The following is a 14,561-nucleotide window of genomic DNA, read 5'->3' on the forward strand; positions in this document are numbered from 1 at the left end:
CCTCCGTGGCTGATAGGACGGTCGTTGTGGGTCAGACGGCGATGGCGCCGTCGCTGGGATGCCGGTGCTCGGCTTGGTAGTCGAGCATGGCATCGAGCGTCGCGGTGCGGTGGGCGCGGGCGGCGAGTTCGATCTCAAGGGCCGGAGCGTGCCGCTCGATGAGTCGCAGCAACTTCTCGTGTTCGTCGACGGAGGCGCGGGCGCGCCCGGGAACGAAGCTGAAGGTGGAATCACGTAGCACCTTCATGCGGTTCCAACCGCGGTGCACGAGGTCGAGGAGGTGCGGGTTGGGGCATTCCTCGAACAGGACGGAGTGGAACTCGAGGTTGAGCTCCGTGAAACGATGCGGATCGAAGTCATCCAGACAGTCGACCATCCGCTTGTTGATGGCGCGGGCGCGGCGCAGGTGCTCGGCTGAGATGTGCGCGGCGGAGAGCGCGGTGGCGGCACCTTCGACGATGCTGAGTGTCTGCATGGTGTACACGTACTCTGCCTCTTCGATCAGGGCCACCTGGGCGCCCACATTGCGTTCGAAGGTGACGAGCCCCTCGGCCTCGAGCAGACGGATGGCCTCGCGCACGGGCACGACGCTCATGTCGAGTTCTCCGGCGATCTGACCGAGCACGAGGCGGAAGCCGGGAACATAGCGTCCGTCGCTGATACGCTCGCGAATCCACAGGTGGGCCTGCTGCGCCTTGCTGAGCGAGCTCATCGGCCTTCCGCCCACTCCCGATAGCGCGCCCTCCAAGCGGCGTTCATGGGGAAGAGCCCGTCGACGGCCTCGCCGGACGCGACCTGCTCGGCGACCCAGACCTCCTCCGCCTCCTGCTCTACGGCGGCGTCGACGACCTCCTCGACGAGCGCGGGCGGGATCACGACGACCCCGTCCCCGTCGCCGACGATCACGTCGCCCGGTTGCACGGCCGCGCCGCCACAGGCGATCGTGACGTCCGTCTCCCACGGAACGTGCCGCCGTCCGAGAACGGAGGGGTGGGCGCCCTGTGAGTAGCTGACGATGTCGAGGCCTGCGACGACGTCATAGTCGCGGATGCCCCCATCGGTCACGATGCCCGCTGCTCCTCGCACCTGGGCACGGAGGGCGAGGACGTCGCCGACGGTGCCGGTTCCGCGCTCGCCACGTGCCTCGATGACGATGATCTCGCCAGGGCCGACGGTATCGAATGCGCGTTTCTGTGCGTTGAACCCTCCGCCATGCGAGGCGAAGAGGTCGGGGCGGAAAGGGACGAAGCGGAGGGTGCGGGCGCGGCCGACGATCTTCGCACCGGGCGTATTGCTGTGCACGCCGTCGATCGAGACGTCGTTGTAGCCGCGTTTGCGCAACTGCACACTGAGGGTTGCCACTCCGACGCCGAGGATCTTCTCGCGCAGCTCGTCGGTGAGCTCGAATGCCCGCTCGAATGCCTGCTCGACGCCGACGCCGAGGCCGGCGGCCTGCGGGCTGCCCCACGCCTCCGCCCGTTGGCGGTCGTCGACGCTCGGCGCGGTTCCGAAGTCGCCGAAGGGGACGGTGCCCTCGACGATCCTGGTGATGAGGCGTCCCGTGGTGGGGGCGCCGGGTGCGCTCGGCGCGTCGACCTCGACCTCGACGACGTCGCCGGGCCGGGCCACAGACGAGCCTGCCGGCGTTCCGGTGAGGATGACGTCGCCTGGCTCGAGAGTCATGAGCTGGGAGAGATCGGCGATGAGCTGTCCGAAAGGGAAGAGCAGGGTGTCGCTCGTGTCGCTCTGCACGAGTTCGCCGTTGACCCAGGTGCGCACTCGAAGCGCCTTAGGGTCGATGTCCGCAGCGGGAATGACGGCCGGGCCGATCGGCGTGAAGCCGTCGCCGCCTTTCGACCGGACGTTCGATCCCTTGTCGGCCGCGCGCAGATCGTAGATGCCGAAGTCGTTGGATGCCGTGACTCCGTAGACGGCGGCCCAGCCCTGCTCTGGCGAGACGCGTCGGCTGCGTTCGCCGATGACGAGGGCGATCTCGCCCTCGTAGGCGAGCAACTCGCTGCCGGCGGGGCGTTCGAGGATGTCGCCGCTCGTGGCCACCGAAGAGCTCGGCTTGAAGAAGTAGGACGGCTGCGTGGGAATGCGCCCGCGTTGTTCGGCACGGGAACGGTAGTTGAGGTGCACGGCGATGATCTTGCCGGGCTGCCTGATGGCCTCGATGCTCATGGACGTCCTCGTCGAGATAGGTTTATCTGAAATCATATACGATCTTGCGATGGATGCAAACGTAAGAGCCCCCGCCGCGCCTCCCCTCCCTTCCCACCCTCTCCCGCCCTGTCCCACCCTGTCCCGCCCTGTCCCACCCTGTCCCGCCCTGTCCCACCCTGTCCCACCCTCTCCCACCCTCTCCCACCCTCTCCCACCCTCTCCCACCCCCTCCCACCCTCGTGATGCGAGTGTTCCCGTTTCCGACGAGTGCGCCCCGTACGCCGGTCACACTCGTCGGAAACGGGAACACTCAGGTGCGGGGGCAGGGTGGCGGGGGAGGATCAGTAGCTGGGGCGCTCGGCGGGAGGTGCCGTGCGAGCTTTGCCGCCCGGGTCATCCTGTCGCTCGCCGATGAATGCCTCGGCGAGCTTCTCGGATGCTCGGGCGACGAGCGCGACGTCCGCCCCGACGGCGACGAACGGCGACCCGGCAGCGAGATAGCGCTCGGCGGTCGCCGGGGCGAAGGCGTTGACGCCGAGCGGCCGGCCAAGCTCAGCGGCGACGCGTACGCAGTGTTCCACCGCGGCGACGACCTCCGGGTGTTCCTGCTGGCCGAGGAGCCCCATCGACGCCGCGAGATCGGCCGGTCCGACGAAGAGCGCGTCGACGCCGTCGACGGAGGCGATCTCGCGCACGTTCTCCACGGCCGTCGCCGTCTCGATCTGCACCGTCAATGAGACCGTGTCGTCCGCGACGGCGAGATAGTCGTCGACCCGGTTCCAGCGCGACGCGCGGGCGAGTGACGCTCCGACGCCGCGAACCCCTCGTGGCGGATAGCGCACCGCGGCGACCACGGCGCGCGCCTGGTCCGCGGTGTCGACCATGGGGACCAGGAGATTCTGCGCTCCGAGGTCGAGCACCTGCTTGATGATCACGGGCTCGCCGAAAGGCACGCGAACGACAGGGGTCACCGGATAGCCGTGGACCGCCTGCAGCTGCGCGAGGATCGACTCGAGCCCGTTCGGCCCGTGTTCGGCGTCGATCAGAACCCAGTCGAGACCGCTCCCCGCGCAGATCTCGGCCATGAGCGGACTGCCGGAGCTCACCCAGATGCCGATCAGTGGACGCTCCGCGGCGCGGAGGGCATCGCGGAACGTCGGCTTGAGACCGCCTACTCGAATCGACACGTGATGGCTCCCAGCTGTCCGTAGTCCGCGTGCACGGTATCGCCCTTCTCGACCCACATCGGGCGTGTGAACGATCCGGCGAGGATGATCTCTCCGGCATCGAGGCGTGTGCCGTGCTGAGCGAGCTTGTTCGCGAGCCAGTAGACGCCGGCTGCCGGATGGTTGAGCACGGCTGCGGCGACGCCAGACTCCTCGATCGTCTGGTTGCGGTAGAGCAGGGCCGAGACCCAGCGCAGGTCGACATCGCCGATCTTCACCGGTGTGCCGCCCAAGACCATCCCGCCCATCGCCGCGTTGTCGGAGATCGTGTCGATGATCGTGCGCCCGGCCATCTCGATGCGCGAGCTCAGGATCTCCAGCGCAGGCACGACGTAGTCCGTGGCATCAAGCACGTCGAAGATCGTGCAGCCGGGACCGGCGAGCGTTTTGCCGAGCACGAAGGCCAGCTCGACCTCGATGCGCACATTGGAGAACGAGTCGAAGGGGATGCTCGAGCCGTTCTCGAACACCATGTCGTCGAAGATGACGCCGTAGTCGGGCTCGGTGATGCCGGTCGCGACCTGCATGACCTTAGAGGTGAGGCCGATCTTGCGGCCGACGAGGCGACGCCCGGCATCGAGACCGCGTTGCCTCCACAGGCTCTGCACGGCATAGGCATCCTCGACGGTCATGTCGGGGTTGCGCTTCGTCAGCAGGGGAACCGTGGTTCTGGATCGATCCGCCTCGAAGAGCTCATCGGCGATCTCACTGATGCGGGAGGTCTCGATCACGTTCTGCACCACTTCCTTGTCGATGACTACCCACCGATCGTATACGATGATGCGGCGAGCTGACCCGCGACATCCAGAGCACGCCGCCTTGCCGTGTGGATCTGGTGGATCTGGTGGATCTGGTGGATCTGGTGGATCTGGTGGATCTGGTGGATCTGGTGGATCTGGTGGATCTGGTGGACCTGGTGGACCTGGTGGACCTGGTGGACCTGGTGGACCTGGTGGACCTGACAGACTAGTCGCCGTAGTGCAGCCAGACCGACTTGGTCTCGGTATACGCGTCGATCGCCCACGGACCCATCTCGCGACCCCAGCCGCTCGCCTTGTAGCCGCCCCATGGCGCGGTCATATCGGGGATGGACGGCATGTTCACGAATACCGCGCCAGCCTTGATCCCGTTGGCGAGCCGCTGGCTGGTGGCGATGTCCCTGGTCCAGATTGTTGCGGCCAGACCGTATTCCGTGTCGTTGGCGCGGGCGATCAGGGCATCCAGTTCGTCGGCGTCCTCGTAAGCGGTGACGGCGAGCACGGGGCCGAAGATCTCGTCGCGCATGATCGTCATCTCGTCGTCGACCCCGGCGAAGACCGTCGGTGCGAAGAAGTAGCCGTCGCGGTCGATGCGGGCGCCTCCCGTGACCAGCTCGGCCCCCTGCTCAGTTCCGGTCCGGACGAGTCTCTCCACATGATCGAGGTGCTTGGCCGACACGAGCGGACCCAACTGCGTCGACTCCTCGAGACCGTTGCCGATGGTCATCCCCGACACCCCACCGGCCAGCTTGTCGACGAACTCCTGTTCGCGCTTCTTGTCGACGTAGAACCGGGTGTATGCAGCGCAGACCTGTCCGCTGTTGAGCACACTGCCCATGATGTTGCCGGCGACCGCCGCGTCGATGTTTGCGTCGGCCGCGATGATCGAGGGAGCCTTGCCGCCGAGTTCGAGGGTGAGCCGCTTCAGGTTGGAGTCGGCGCTCGCCCGCGTGATGATCCTGCCCACAGCCGTCGACCCGGTGTAGGAGAGATGATCGACGTCCATATGCGAACTGAGCAGTGCGCCAGTCGCGCCGTCTCCCGTGACGAGGTTGACGACACCGGCGGGGATTCCGGCTTCGGCGCACAATTCGACGAGGCGGATGCTCGTGAGCGGGGTCACCTCGCTCGGTTTGATGACGACCGTATTGCCGGCGGCCAGTGCGGGGCCGAGTTTCCAGGCGAGGATCATCAGTGGGAAGTTCCACGGCGTCACGAGCGCGTTCACGCCGACGGGCTCGCGTCGCGTGTAGTGCAGCGTGTCGGGGAAGGAGACCGGGTTCGTGGTGCCCTGGATCTTGGTGACCCAGCCGGCGTAGTAACGGAAGTGCTCCGCCGCGCCGGTCACGCTCACCGCGCGTGAGACGCCGATCGGCTGGCCCTGGTCGCGGGTCTCGAGCGTGGCGAGCTCCTCGCGGTTGGCGTCGATGAGGTCGGCGAGCTTGAACAGCAGCGCGGCGCGCTGCACCGGGAGCAGGCCGGCCCATTCCGCCGTGCCGAGCGCTGCACGTGCCGCAGCGACCGCAGCGTCGACATCCGTCTGCGACGCCGTGCCGACCTCGTCGATCACCTCCTCTGTCGCCGGGTCGTAGCTGGGGATGGCGCCCCCCGATGCCTCGACCCACTCGCCGTCGATGTACAGACGCTTAGCCATGTTCTGCTCCTTTTTCGGCTGGAAGCCGGGCGGCTGCGGCGGTCGTTCCGTGTCCCACGCGAACCAGTATCGGCGCGCGGTTCACGCCGTGTCTTGTCTGTTCAAGCATGAGGGTTGACGATGAGCGAAGCGAAAGCGTGCAACAGTTCCCACAGGCGGCGCGGCATGGGAACCTCGGAACAGACTCGGCGGACTCGGAACAGACTCGGCGGAGAGGAAACGGGCACGTGATCGGCAATCAGCACAGGAATGCGCCGGAGAGCGTCATCGTCGTCGGAGCCGGATCGGCCGGTTCTGTCGTCGCCAGGCGGCTCGTCGACGCAGCCAAGACGGTGCGTCTGCTCGAAGCCGGTGGAGAGGACACGAACCCGGCGATCCACGATCCCAGCCGCATGGGCGAGCTGTGGCACAGTCCGGACGACTGGGACTATCACACCGTGCCGCAGGAGCATGCGGCCGGCCGGCGACTCCACCTTCCGCGCGGCAGGGTGTTGGGCGGTTCGCACGCGCTCAATGCCATGATCTGGGTGCGCTGCGCTCCCTCGGACTTCGACCACTGGGCCGCGCTCGGCAACGACGGCTGGGCGTGGGAAGACGTCTTGCCGATCTACAAGCAGATCGAGAACTACTCCGGTGGGGCTTCCGACGTCCGTGGCGGTGACGGCCTCCTCGACGTGATCGACGACTATCCGCTCGAGCCGATCCAACGCTCCATCGTCGATGCGGCCCTTGAGATCGGACTGGAGCACAACCCCGACTACAATTCCGATCATCTCGACGGAGTCTCGCAACAGCAGGTGACCATCAGGTCCGGCGCTCGGTTGAACACCTACATGGCGTATCTGGCACCGGTTCGCGACTCGGGGCTACTCACGGTCGAGACAGGATGCTGGGTGCACCGGCTGCTGTTCGAGGGCGCACAGGCGATCGGCGTCGAGTACGAGCAGGACGGCCGGCTGCATCAGGCCTTCGCCGACGAGGTCGTGCTCGCCGCGGGTGCGATCGACTCGCCGCGCATCCTGCTGCAGTCCGGGGTCGGGCCGGCCGACGAGCTGTCGGCGCTCGGACTCCCCGTCGCACTGGACCTGCCCGGAGTCGGCAGGAACCTGCACGATCATCTGCTCTCGCCGGTGATCTTCGGAACCGAGCGGGAGGTCGGAGCGCCTCGCGCCGGTGTGTCGATCACCCAATCTCACCTGTTCTGGAGGAGTCGGCCGGAGCTCGAGGTGCCGGACACGCAGCCGATCCACTTCAGCGTGCCGATGTACCAGGACGGGATGCGGGGGCCGGCCGACGGGTTCTCGCTCATGGCCGGGATCGTCACTCCGAAGAGCCGCGGGAGCATCCGGCTCTCTGGCCCGCACCCGCACGACCCGCTGCTCATCGATCTGGCGGCCCTGGCGCACGAGGATGACGTGCGTGCGCTCGCTGCGTCCGTGCGGCAATGCCGGGAGATCGGTCGCGCTCCGGCGCTCGCCGAGGGGTGGGGCGCGGTAGAGCTCTATCCGGGTGACGAGGTCGGCGACGAGGCGCTCGTCGACTATGTGCGTCGCACCGCGATCACCTATCACCACCAGGTCGGCACGTGCAAGATGGGGGCGGATGATTCGGCTGTCGTGGACGCCCGGCTGCGCGTCCACGGCCTGACGGGGCTGCGCGTCGCGGATGCCTCGATCATGCCCAGGATCACGACCGGCAACACGAATGCGCCGGCCGTGCTGATCGGCGAACAGGCCGCGCGCTTCCTGCTCGCAGGCGAGTAAGCGATGGTCGGCCCTGGCGGTGCGCTGATCGACGCCGACGACGAGTCGGGCGTCGAACGGGCCAGGCTCGAGGCGGGTTTTCGTCGTCACACCCCGACGACCCGGAGTGGAGCAGTCTGTCGCTGAGCTCGTCTTCGTGGTCGAGCCGGAGACGGGGAACCATCGCCAGGCTCGCGGCGGAGGAGCAACGGCACGAACCGGCATGGGATGCGCTCGCACCCCCGGAACGCTGCGGTTACATCTCCGGCCCGACCCTCACCGTGCGAGGATGCGACGGATCCACGACAATCGTGTGGCATTCGCCGTCTGGGAGACGAGCGCATTCGGCGAGAAGCCCGAGAAGCCGTGGTACGCGCCCGACCAGACGTGCAGCTCGGCCTGCCCGCCCGTCGCCCAGATGCGTGTGGCATAGTCGATCGCCTCGTCGCGGAAGACCTCGGCCGCGCCGACCTCGATGTATGCGGGCGGGAGGCCCGAGAGATCGGTTGCCCGCGCCGGAGCCACGTAGGGGGAGACGGCGTCGGTGCGGCGGGAGGCACCGAGGAGGGCATTCCAGCCGGTGTCGTTGTTGTTGCGGTCCCACGCGCCGATGCCGTCGTACTGCCGGCTCGACACGGTCTCGTTGCGGTCGTCGATCATGGGCGAGTTGAGGAGTTGGCCGGCGATCGTCGGACCGCTCCGATCTCGGGCGAGGAGTGCCACGCCGGCGCTCAGCCCGGCGCCGGCGCTTGCGCCCGTCACGATGATGCGCTCCGGATCGATCCCGAGCTCCGCCGTATGCTGCGCCATCCACAGCAGCCCGGCGTAGCAGTCCTCCACCCCAGCCGGTGCGGGGTTCTCCGGTGCGAGTCGATACTCGACGGAGACGGCGACGGCGTCGAAGCGCAGCACGTGGTCGATGAGTTCGTCGATGCCGAACAGGCGGTTGCCGAGTACCATGCCGCCGCCGTGGATGCCGTAGAAGCCGACGGCATCCGTCGCCCCGGACGCCGGTCGCAGGATCGTGACGGCGACGTCCGGCGAACCGACCGGGCCGGGCACCGTGCGGTGTTCGACCTCGACCGGACGACCGGCGACGATCTGCTCGATCGGCGGGACGATCGTCGCGAAATGAGCGCGATTGACCTGGATGGTGTCGGCCCGGAGCGGGATTCCCTCGACGAGCTCGACGAAGGCTGCGAGACCCTCCTCGAGCTCCGGGTCGTAGGGAACGGGTGTGTGTGTCATCGCTGCTTCCTTTCGTGCTCCGTGTTTGGCAGGCTTCCCGGGTATGGGGTGTGTCGGCGCCTGAACCCACGGAGGTGGGCACCTCGGCGTCGCGGGCCGGGTCAGGGGCTGAGGAGGCGGCGGAGCCAGGAGATGCGCGCGGCGAGTGCGGCGCGGGTGATCTCCGCATCGGGGGCATAGATGTCGAAACCGTGGAAGCCGCCGGACCAGATGTGCAGCTCGGCCTGACCGCCGACCGCCCAGATCCGGCTCGCGTAGTCGACGTTCTCGTCGCGGAACAGCTCGGCGCTGCCGGCCTCGATGAACGCGGGCGGCAGTCCCGAGAGGTCGCTCGCCCGTGCGGGGGCGGCGTAGGGTGAGGCATCCGGGGTGCCGGCGGCCTCGCCGAGCAGTGCCTCCCAGCCGAACAGGTTGGCCTTCCTGGTCCACGTGCCGACCCCGTCGTACTGGTGGCTTGCGATGGTGGTGTTCGTATCGTCGATCATCGGACAGAGCAGCAGTTGACCGGCGATGCTCGGACCGCCACGGTCGCGGGCGAGCAGCGCGACTCCCGCGCTCAGGCCTCCGCCAGCGCTGCCTCCCATCACGACGATCCTGGCGGGATCCACACCGAGCGATGCGGCGTTCTTCGCCATCCACGACAGGCCCGCGTAGCAGTCCTCGACGGGCGCAGGGTGCGGATGCTCCGGCGCGAGACGGTATTCGACGTTGGCAGCGATGACGCCGAGCTCGAGCACGAGGCCGACGAGTCTGTCGGTGTCCATGAAGCGGTTTCCGAGCATCATGCCGCCGCCGTGGATGTTGAGCAGGCCGGGCACGGCCGCACGGCCCGCGGCGGTTCGTGCTGCGTGCCCGCTCGGCGAGAACACGGTCACCTCGAGGTCCGGCGCGCCGGCGGGGCCGGGAACGATCCGCTCCTCGAACTCGACCGCGCGGTCTCCGATCACCGTGGCGACGGACGGAACCGACCGCGTCATGGCGGCCCGCAAGGCCGGTAGATTCTCAGTGGTGAACGGGGTTTCCTCGCTGACTGTCATCGCGGTGAAGACGAGTTCGAGTTCCGGATCGAAGGGGACGCTGGCGATGGTCATGGTGTGCTTTCGGTGGGGGATGCGGGTGAGGCGGGAGGTGTGCGCAGCGACGGTCGGCTGTCTGGCTGCATCGTTCAGGGGCCTTCCGGGTCGACGACGCCCTCGTCCGCCCAGAAGGGTGTCACGAGCTCGCGCAGCTCTGCCGCGCCGATCCGGTCCACGAGCTCGACAGCCGCAAGGTTCTGCCGAAGTTGCTCGACGCGGCTCGCGCCGAAGAGGGTGCTCGTATTGGCGGGATGGGTCAGTGTGAAGGCGACGCAGAGCTGGGCTGGGCTCGCGCCGAACCGGTCGGCGACCGAGGCGATGCCCGCGGTCGACGCGATGATGCGTTCCCGGATGCCGCCGGGGTCGCGCCCGACCTCGCGGCCTGGGGCGAGGTTTCCGGCGAGGATGCCGCCCTCGAGCACGTCGGATGCCTGCATGGTGAGGCCCTGTGCGAAGAGTCGAGCGAAGGGTCCTCCGTCGGGGATCGAGCGTCGCGAGACGCTGTACTTGAGTTGGGCGATCTGCGGTCCGGGCACGCCCTCGGTCGCCGCGATGTCGATGAGCGACTGGATGTTGCCGGCCGACCAGTTGTTGACGCCCCAGGTGCGGATGAGACCGTCCTCGGCGAGCCGGGCGAGATCGAGCACGAGATCGCGCAGCTCGACGTCGTCGCGCCGCAGATCGCCGAGCACGACGAGGTCGGCGTGCTCGCAGCCGACCCGGAACAGGGAGCGTTCGAGTTGTGGGCGGAATCCGTCGTCGTCGTAGCCCTCGAGCCAGAGCTTCGACGAGAGCAGATAGTCCTCGCGGGCGATCCCGGCGGCGCGGACGATTGCCGAGAACAGCACATCGGTGAACACGGGCGGCTGAGCGTCGCGGAATCCGTAGACGCCGACATCGAAGAGGTTGATGCCGCTGTCGACGGCGTGGTGCAGCATCTCGACCGCTTCGCCGAAGTCCATGCGGTCGTAAGTATGCCAGGAGCCGAGCGAGAGCACGGACGCCTCGATTCCGGTCACGCCGATGGGGCGCTTCGGTACGCTCACGGGTGCTGACATTGTCGATCTCCTCGTTTGTCGGTGCTGGGTCGTGCTGTCGGCATGGGTCGTGCTGTCGGCATGGTGCTGTCGGTTCAGGGCAGACGCGGATCGATGACCGCCTTGATCTCGTGCAGGCGGCTCATGGCGGCGACCTTCTCTGAGGCGCTGGAGAGCCCGACTGCTTCGCTGAAGAGGTCGTCCCACGGCATCCGTTCGGGGAAGGCGCGGAAGAACTCGATGGCGCGGTAGTAGTCGGAGATGTCGCCGTTGAGCGAGCCGACGATCGTGAGCTCCTTGCCCATGACAGTGCCGAGCGCGATGGGGTCGCCGACAGGCCCTGTGCTGCCGACGATGACGATCGTCCCTCGCTGGGCCGTCATGGCGACCGCCTCCGGGCCGACGCTCGGCGCACCGGCGAAGTCGAGCACGAGATCGGCGCCCTGCCCGTCGGTGAGCTCGAGAACGCGGGCGATCGTCGCCTCGGAGCCGCCCGCGATGTCGATGGCTGCGTCGGCGCCGAAGCGTTGTGCCATAGTCAGGCGGTCGGCCGGTGCGCCGACCGAGATCACGGTGCCGGCGCCCGAGATGCGGGCGACCGCCGTCGCGAAGATGCCGAGGGCTCCGGAGCCCTGCACGACGACGCGGGAGCCGGGTCGCACCGGGCCGGCGCGGCCGAACGCACGCAATACGGTCTTGGCCGCGCAACCGGCCATCGCGGCCCACGTGTCCTTCACCTCCGTTGGCAGCAGCAGCTTGGCCGCGCCGGGCGTGACGTAGCAGTACTCGACGAGCCCCGCGGTGGCGTAGGGCGGCACGTCGGAGCGCTGCAGGAAGCCGTAGCCGCGGCGCGAGCAGGCCACCGGCTCGCGCAACACCGTGCAGGCGAAGCACTCTCCGCACGTCGACTCCGACCAGCCGATGCGATCGCCGACCGCGATGCTGCGGCCCAGCGCATCCGTCGTATCGCCGCCGACAGCGACAACCTCGCCGACCATCTCGTGGCCGAGGATCATCGGCAGCATGCCGGGAAAGCTCATCTTCCCCGACCAGATCTCGATGTCGGTGCCGCACAGGGTGGTGCAGGCGATCCGGACGAGTGCCGCCCCGGGTTCGATCGCTGCCGGCAGCGGCACGTCGCGCATGGCAAGTGCCTCTCCGTGCGCGGTCAGCACCGCTGCACGGGTGGAGGTGGGGATCGTCATCGAATGCTCCTTCCGACGTCGATCGCGACATTGTCGGGGCGCCGTCATCTTCGGATATTCTACATATGTTGACCAAAATTGCGAACCTCTCGAGGAGGAGACGTGCAGCATGTGGAACGTGAGAGTGCCGACGGGCCGGCGGAGCTGGTGTTCTTAGGCGGAACGGTGCACACCCTGGGCACGGGAGAACGTGCTGCTGCCACCGCTCTTGCCGTCAGGCACGGGCGAGTGACCCGGGTCGGGCGTGACGAGGAGGTCGTTCAGCAGATCGGGCGCAAGACCCGCGTGGTCGAGCTCTCCGGGCGGGCCGTCATCCCCGGAATCAACGACTCGCACATGCATGCCACCTGGCTCGGGGCGATGTGGCCACGCACGATCTTCGACACCGCGGGAGCCCTCGCGCCCGTCGATCCCGAGGGCGAGGCCGGGCACGCCACCGGGCCGCGGCTCGGCACGAGGGGGGAGCGCCGTGCCGCCATCCTGGCCGCCGGTCGGCTCGCGGCAACGTTGGGCATTACGAGCTATACGGAACCGGGTCTCGGCCCCGGCGAGGACGACGGACCGACCGGATGCTTCGGACAGGCCGTCTTCGAGGAGTACGTCGCGCTCGAAGCGGAGCGCCTGCTCCTGGCTCGTGTCAATGTGCTCCTGCTGTTCGGGGAGCTCGATGGGCCGAGCCATCTGCACGACTACGTCGACGGAATGCGCGGCGCGTCGCGCGAGACCGCGCGGCCGGCATGGCTGCGCATCGCCGGTGTCAAGATCTTCGCCGACGGGATCCCGCCGATGCATACCGCCTGGACGCACGGGCGCTATCCTGACGGCACATCAGGGAGGCTCATGGTGAGCGGACTCGACGACGCCGAGCGTGAAGCGAATCTACGCAGCATGATCAGGGTCGCACATCGCGCCGGCTACCAGGTGGGCGTGCATGCCACCGGGGATCGCAGCATCGCCGTCGCCGTGGACGCCGTGGCCGAAGCCATGCGCGAGCACCGCGTGGACCTGCGTCACTATGTGATCCACGGCGACCTCGTGACCGCGGAGGTTCTCGGTTCCATGGCGGAGAACGGCATGGGGCTCAACGTGCAGCCCGGCATCGCGGTCAAGACGAGCGGTTGGGTGGCCGGGGTGCTCGGCGAGGATGCGGCCGGCTCGGCCTGGCCCATCGCCGACGCCCTCGCATCCGGGGTCAACGTGTGCCTCAGCTCGGACGCCCCTGTGCTCTCGCCGGACTGGCGCGAAGGGATCGCCGCGGCCGACGCCTGGATGGGACCGGCGAAGGGTGGCGAACAGGTGGCGCGCATGCTGGCTCTGCTGCGCGCCTACACGGTCGCTCCCGCGCGCCAGGATGGCGCCGACGGCTGGAAGGGAACACTCGACGATGGCAGGGTCGCCGACCTCTGCGTGCTCGCGACGGATCCGATAACGGTTGCACCCGCCGAGCTTCCCTCCGTGCCGATCGATATGACGGTCGTCGACGGAGAGGTCGTGTTCGAGCGCGCCCATTCGTCGTGAGCCGGCAGTCGTCGCCCTTATGGGAGGGTCGGAGCGGCGACGACTGCCGGCTCGGTGGTCGCCTATCGCAGGCCCCGAATCAGGCCAGTAGCTGGCCGCCGTCGATCTGCAGGCTCGTGCCGGTGATGTGAGCGGCACCCGGACCGGCGAGGAACACCACGGCCGGCGCGATGTCGCCGATCTCGGCCAGCCGGCCCAGTGGGATGCGGGACTCCCAGGCGGTGCGCGCGGGCGACCCTTCCGGCATCCCGAGCCGCAGCATCGGCGTGAGCACGGGCCCGGGGGCGACCGCGTTCACCCTGATGCCGTTCTCGGCGAGCTCGATCGCTGCCCAGCGGGTGAGCGAATCCACGGCGGCTTTGCTCGACTCGTAGCCGCCCATCCCCGGGGTGGGCTGACGTGCCCCGATCGACGAGACATTGACGATCGCGCCGGCGGTGCCGGCTTCGATCATGTGCCTGGCCACAGCCTGGGTGACGAGGAAGGTTCCCAGCACATTGACCCGCAGGATCCCCTCGTAGTCTGTGACGGAGAGCTCGGTGAGGCGTCCGTGCACCGAGAGTATCCCGGCGTTGTTGACGAGCACGTCGACCGGCCCGGCCTGGGCGGTCACGGTGTCGATCACGTTCTGAACGGCCGTGGAATCGGCGATGTCGACGGCGATGGCGGTCGCGCCGATCTCCCGCGCCGTCACGGCGAGGGCTGCGGCGTCGACGTCGACGATGATAACCCGGTCGCCGTTCGCGATGAAGGCCTCGGCGATTCCGCGGCCGATGCCGCCTGCGCCTCCTGTGATGAGAACGGTGCGTGAGTCGGTCACGGTGCGGGACTCCTGTCTGATGCCTGCGCCACATCGGTGTGGTGGGAAGGGGATGGCGGTATGTTATACGATCGTAGAAAATAAAGCGATGTCGTTTACAGGAGGGCAGCC

Annotated in this window: 13 protein-coding genes; 3 read left to right on the forward strand and 10 right to left on the reverse strand. The window is 68.1% G+C overall.

Annotated features, from left to right (window positions below; all coding sequences use genetic code 11):
• Positions 1-31 precede the first annotated feature (31 nt).
• The 4 genes from ACFQB0_RS01020 to hpaH form a co-directional block, all read right to left on the reverse strand.
• Complete coding sequence (locus ACFQB0_RS01020) at positions 32-712, reverse strand: GntR family transcriptional regulator (RefSeq protein WP_386726445.1); 681 nt, start codon at positions 710-712, stop codon at positions 32-34.
• Positions 709-2,184: a fumarylacetoacetate hydrolase family protein gene (locus ACFQB0_RS01025; RefSeq protein ID WP_386726447.1), complete on the reverse strand. Its 1,476-nt coding sequence runs from the start codon at positions 2,182-2,184 to the stop codon at positions 709-711. The genes ACFQB0_RS01020 and ACFQB0_RS01025 overlap by 4 nt, the downstream gene beginning before the upstream one ends.
• 323 nt (positions 2,185-2,507) lie before the next feature.
• Complete coding sequence (locus ACFQB0_RS01030; RefSeq protein ID WP_386726449.1) at positions 2,508-3,353, reverse strand: HpcH/HpaI aldolase family protein; 846 nt, start codon at positions 3,351-3,353, stop codon at positions 2,508-2,510.
• The gene (gene hpaH, locus ACFQB0_RS01035) at positions 3,338-4,123 is read right to left on the reverse strand and encodes a 2-oxo-hept-4-ene-1,7-dioate hydratase (RefSeq protein ID WP_386729579.1); all 786 of its coding nucleotides are present in this window, start codon (positions 4,121-4,123) and stop codon (positions 3,338-3,340) included. The genes ACFQB0_RS01030 and hpaH overlap by 16 nt, the downstream gene beginning before the upstream one ends.
• Positions 4,124-4,218: 95 nt before the next feature.
• On the opposite strand from hpaH, the gene ACFQB0_RS01040 reads away from it, so the two are divergent.
• Complete coding sequence (locus tag ACFQB0_RS01040) at positions 4,219-4,362, forward strand: hypothetical protein (RefSeq protein ID WP_386726452.1); 144 nt, start codon at positions 4,219-4,221, stop codon at positions 4,360-4,362.
• On the opposite strand, the gene ACFQB0_RS01045 is transcribed toward ACFQB0_RS01040, so the two are convergent.
• Positions 4,359-5,804 (reverse strand): aldehyde dehydrogenase family protein, encoded by a 1,446-nt coding sequence (locus tag ACFQB0_RS01045; RefSeq protein WP_386726455.1) that lies wholly within the window; start codon positions 5,802-5,804, stop codon positions 4,359-4,361. The genes ACFQB0_RS01040 and ACFQB0_RS01045 overlap by 4 nt on opposite strands.
• Before the next feature lie 227 nt (positions 5,805-6,031).
• On the opposite strand from ACFQB0_RS01045, the gene ACFQB0_RS01050 reads away from it, so the two are divergent.
• Positions 6,032-7,567: a GMC family oxidoreductase gene (locus ACFQB0_RS01050; RefSeq protein WP_386726458.1), complete on the forward strand. Its 1,536-nt coding sequence runs from the start codon at positions 6,032-6,034 to the stop codon at positions 7,565-7,567.
• Positions 7,568-7,822: 255 nt separating this feature from the next.
• On the opposite strand, the gene ACFQB0_RS01055 is transcribed toward ACFQB0_RS01050, so the two are convergent.
• The 4 genes from ACFQB0_RS01055 to ACFQB0_RS01070 all read right to left on the reverse strand — a co-directional run bounded on the left by ACFQB0_RS01055 (position 7,823) and on the right by ACFQB0_RS01070 (position 12,112).
• Entirely contained in the window at positions 7,823-8,794 is a 972-nt protein-coding gene (locus ACFQB0_RS01055; protein ID WP_386726461.1) for an alpha/beta hydrolase, read from the reverse strand.
• A 101-nt stretch (positions 8,795-8,895) separates the two neighbouring features.
• On the reverse strand, positions 8,896-9,885 hold the full coding sequence (locus tag ACFQB0_RS01060) for an alpha/beta hydrolase (RefSeq protein ID WP_386726464.1): 990 nt from the start codon (positions 9,883-9,885) through the stop codon (positions 8,896-8,898).
• Between the two features lie 74 nt (positions 9,886-9,959).
• Positions 9,960-10,928 (reverse strand): aldo/keto reductase, encoded by a 969-nt coding sequence (locus tag ACFQB0_RS01065; RefSeq protein ID WP_386726467.1) that lies wholly within the window; start codon positions 10,926-10,928, stop codon positions 9,960-9,962.
• Between the two features lie 74 nt (positions 10,929-11,002).
• Positions 11,003-12,112 (reverse strand): zinc-binding dehydrogenase, encoded by a 1,110-nt coding sequence (locus ACFQB0_RS01070; RefSeq protein ID WP_386726469.1) that lies wholly within the window; start codon positions 12,110-12,112, stop codon positions 11,003-11,005.
• Between the two features lie 102 nt (positions 12,113-12,214).
• Between ACFQB0_RS01070 and ACFQB0_RS01075 the strand changes: the two genes are divergently transcribed.
• Positions 12,215-13,630: an amidohydrolase gene (locus tag ACFQB0_RS01075; protein WP_386726472.1), complete on the forward strand. Its 1,416-nt coding sequence runs from the start codon at positions 12,215-12,217 to the stop codon at positions 13,628-13,630.
• Between the two features lie 79 nt (positions 13,631-13,709).
• Here the strand turns inward: ACFQB0_RS01075 and ACFQB0_RS01080 are convergent, their stop codons facing one another.
• A complete protein-coding gene (locus ACFQB0_RS01080) occupies positions 13,710-14,450 on the reverse strand; it encodes an SDR family NAD(P)-dependent oxidoreductase (protein WP_386726475.1) in 741 nt (246 codons plus the stop codon).
• Positions 14,451-14,561 lie beyond the last annotated feature (111 nt).

This window comes from Luethyella okanaganae (assembly GCF_042660285.1).
GTDB lineage: Bacteria > Actinomycetota > Actinomycetes > Actinomycetales > Microbacteriaceae > Luethyella > Luethyella okanaganae.

Coding starts and splice junctions, on each gene's coding strand:
- ACFQB0_RS01020 (WP_386726445.1), bottom strand. CDS start 712: ATGAGCTCGCTCAGCAAGGCGCAGCAGGCCCACCTGTGGATTCGCGAG.
- ACFQB0_RS01025 (WP_386726447.1), bottom strand. CDS start 2,184: ATGAGCATCGAGGCCATCAGGCAGCCCGGCAAGATCATCGCCGTGCAC.
- ACFQB0_RS01045 (WP_386726455.1), bottom strand. CDS start 5,804: ATGGCTAAGCGTCTGTACATCGACGGCGAGTGGGTCGAGGCATCGGGG.
- ACFQB0_RS01055 (WP_386726461.1), bottom strand. CDS start 8,794: ATGACACACACACCCGTTCCCTACGACCCGGAGCTCGAGGAGGGTCTC.
- ACFQB0_RS01060 (WP_386726464.1), bottom strand. CDS start 9,885: ATGACCATCGCCAGCGTCCCCTTCGATCCGGAACTCGAACTCGTCTTC.
- ACFQB0_RS01065 (WP_386726467.1), bottom strand. CDS start 10,928: ATGTCAGCACCCGTGAGCGTACCGAAGCGCCCCATCGGCGTGACCGGA.
- ACFQB0_RS01070 (WP_386726469.1), bottom strand. CDS start 12,112: ATGACGATCCCCACCTCCACCCGTGCAGCGGTGCTGACCGCGCACGGA.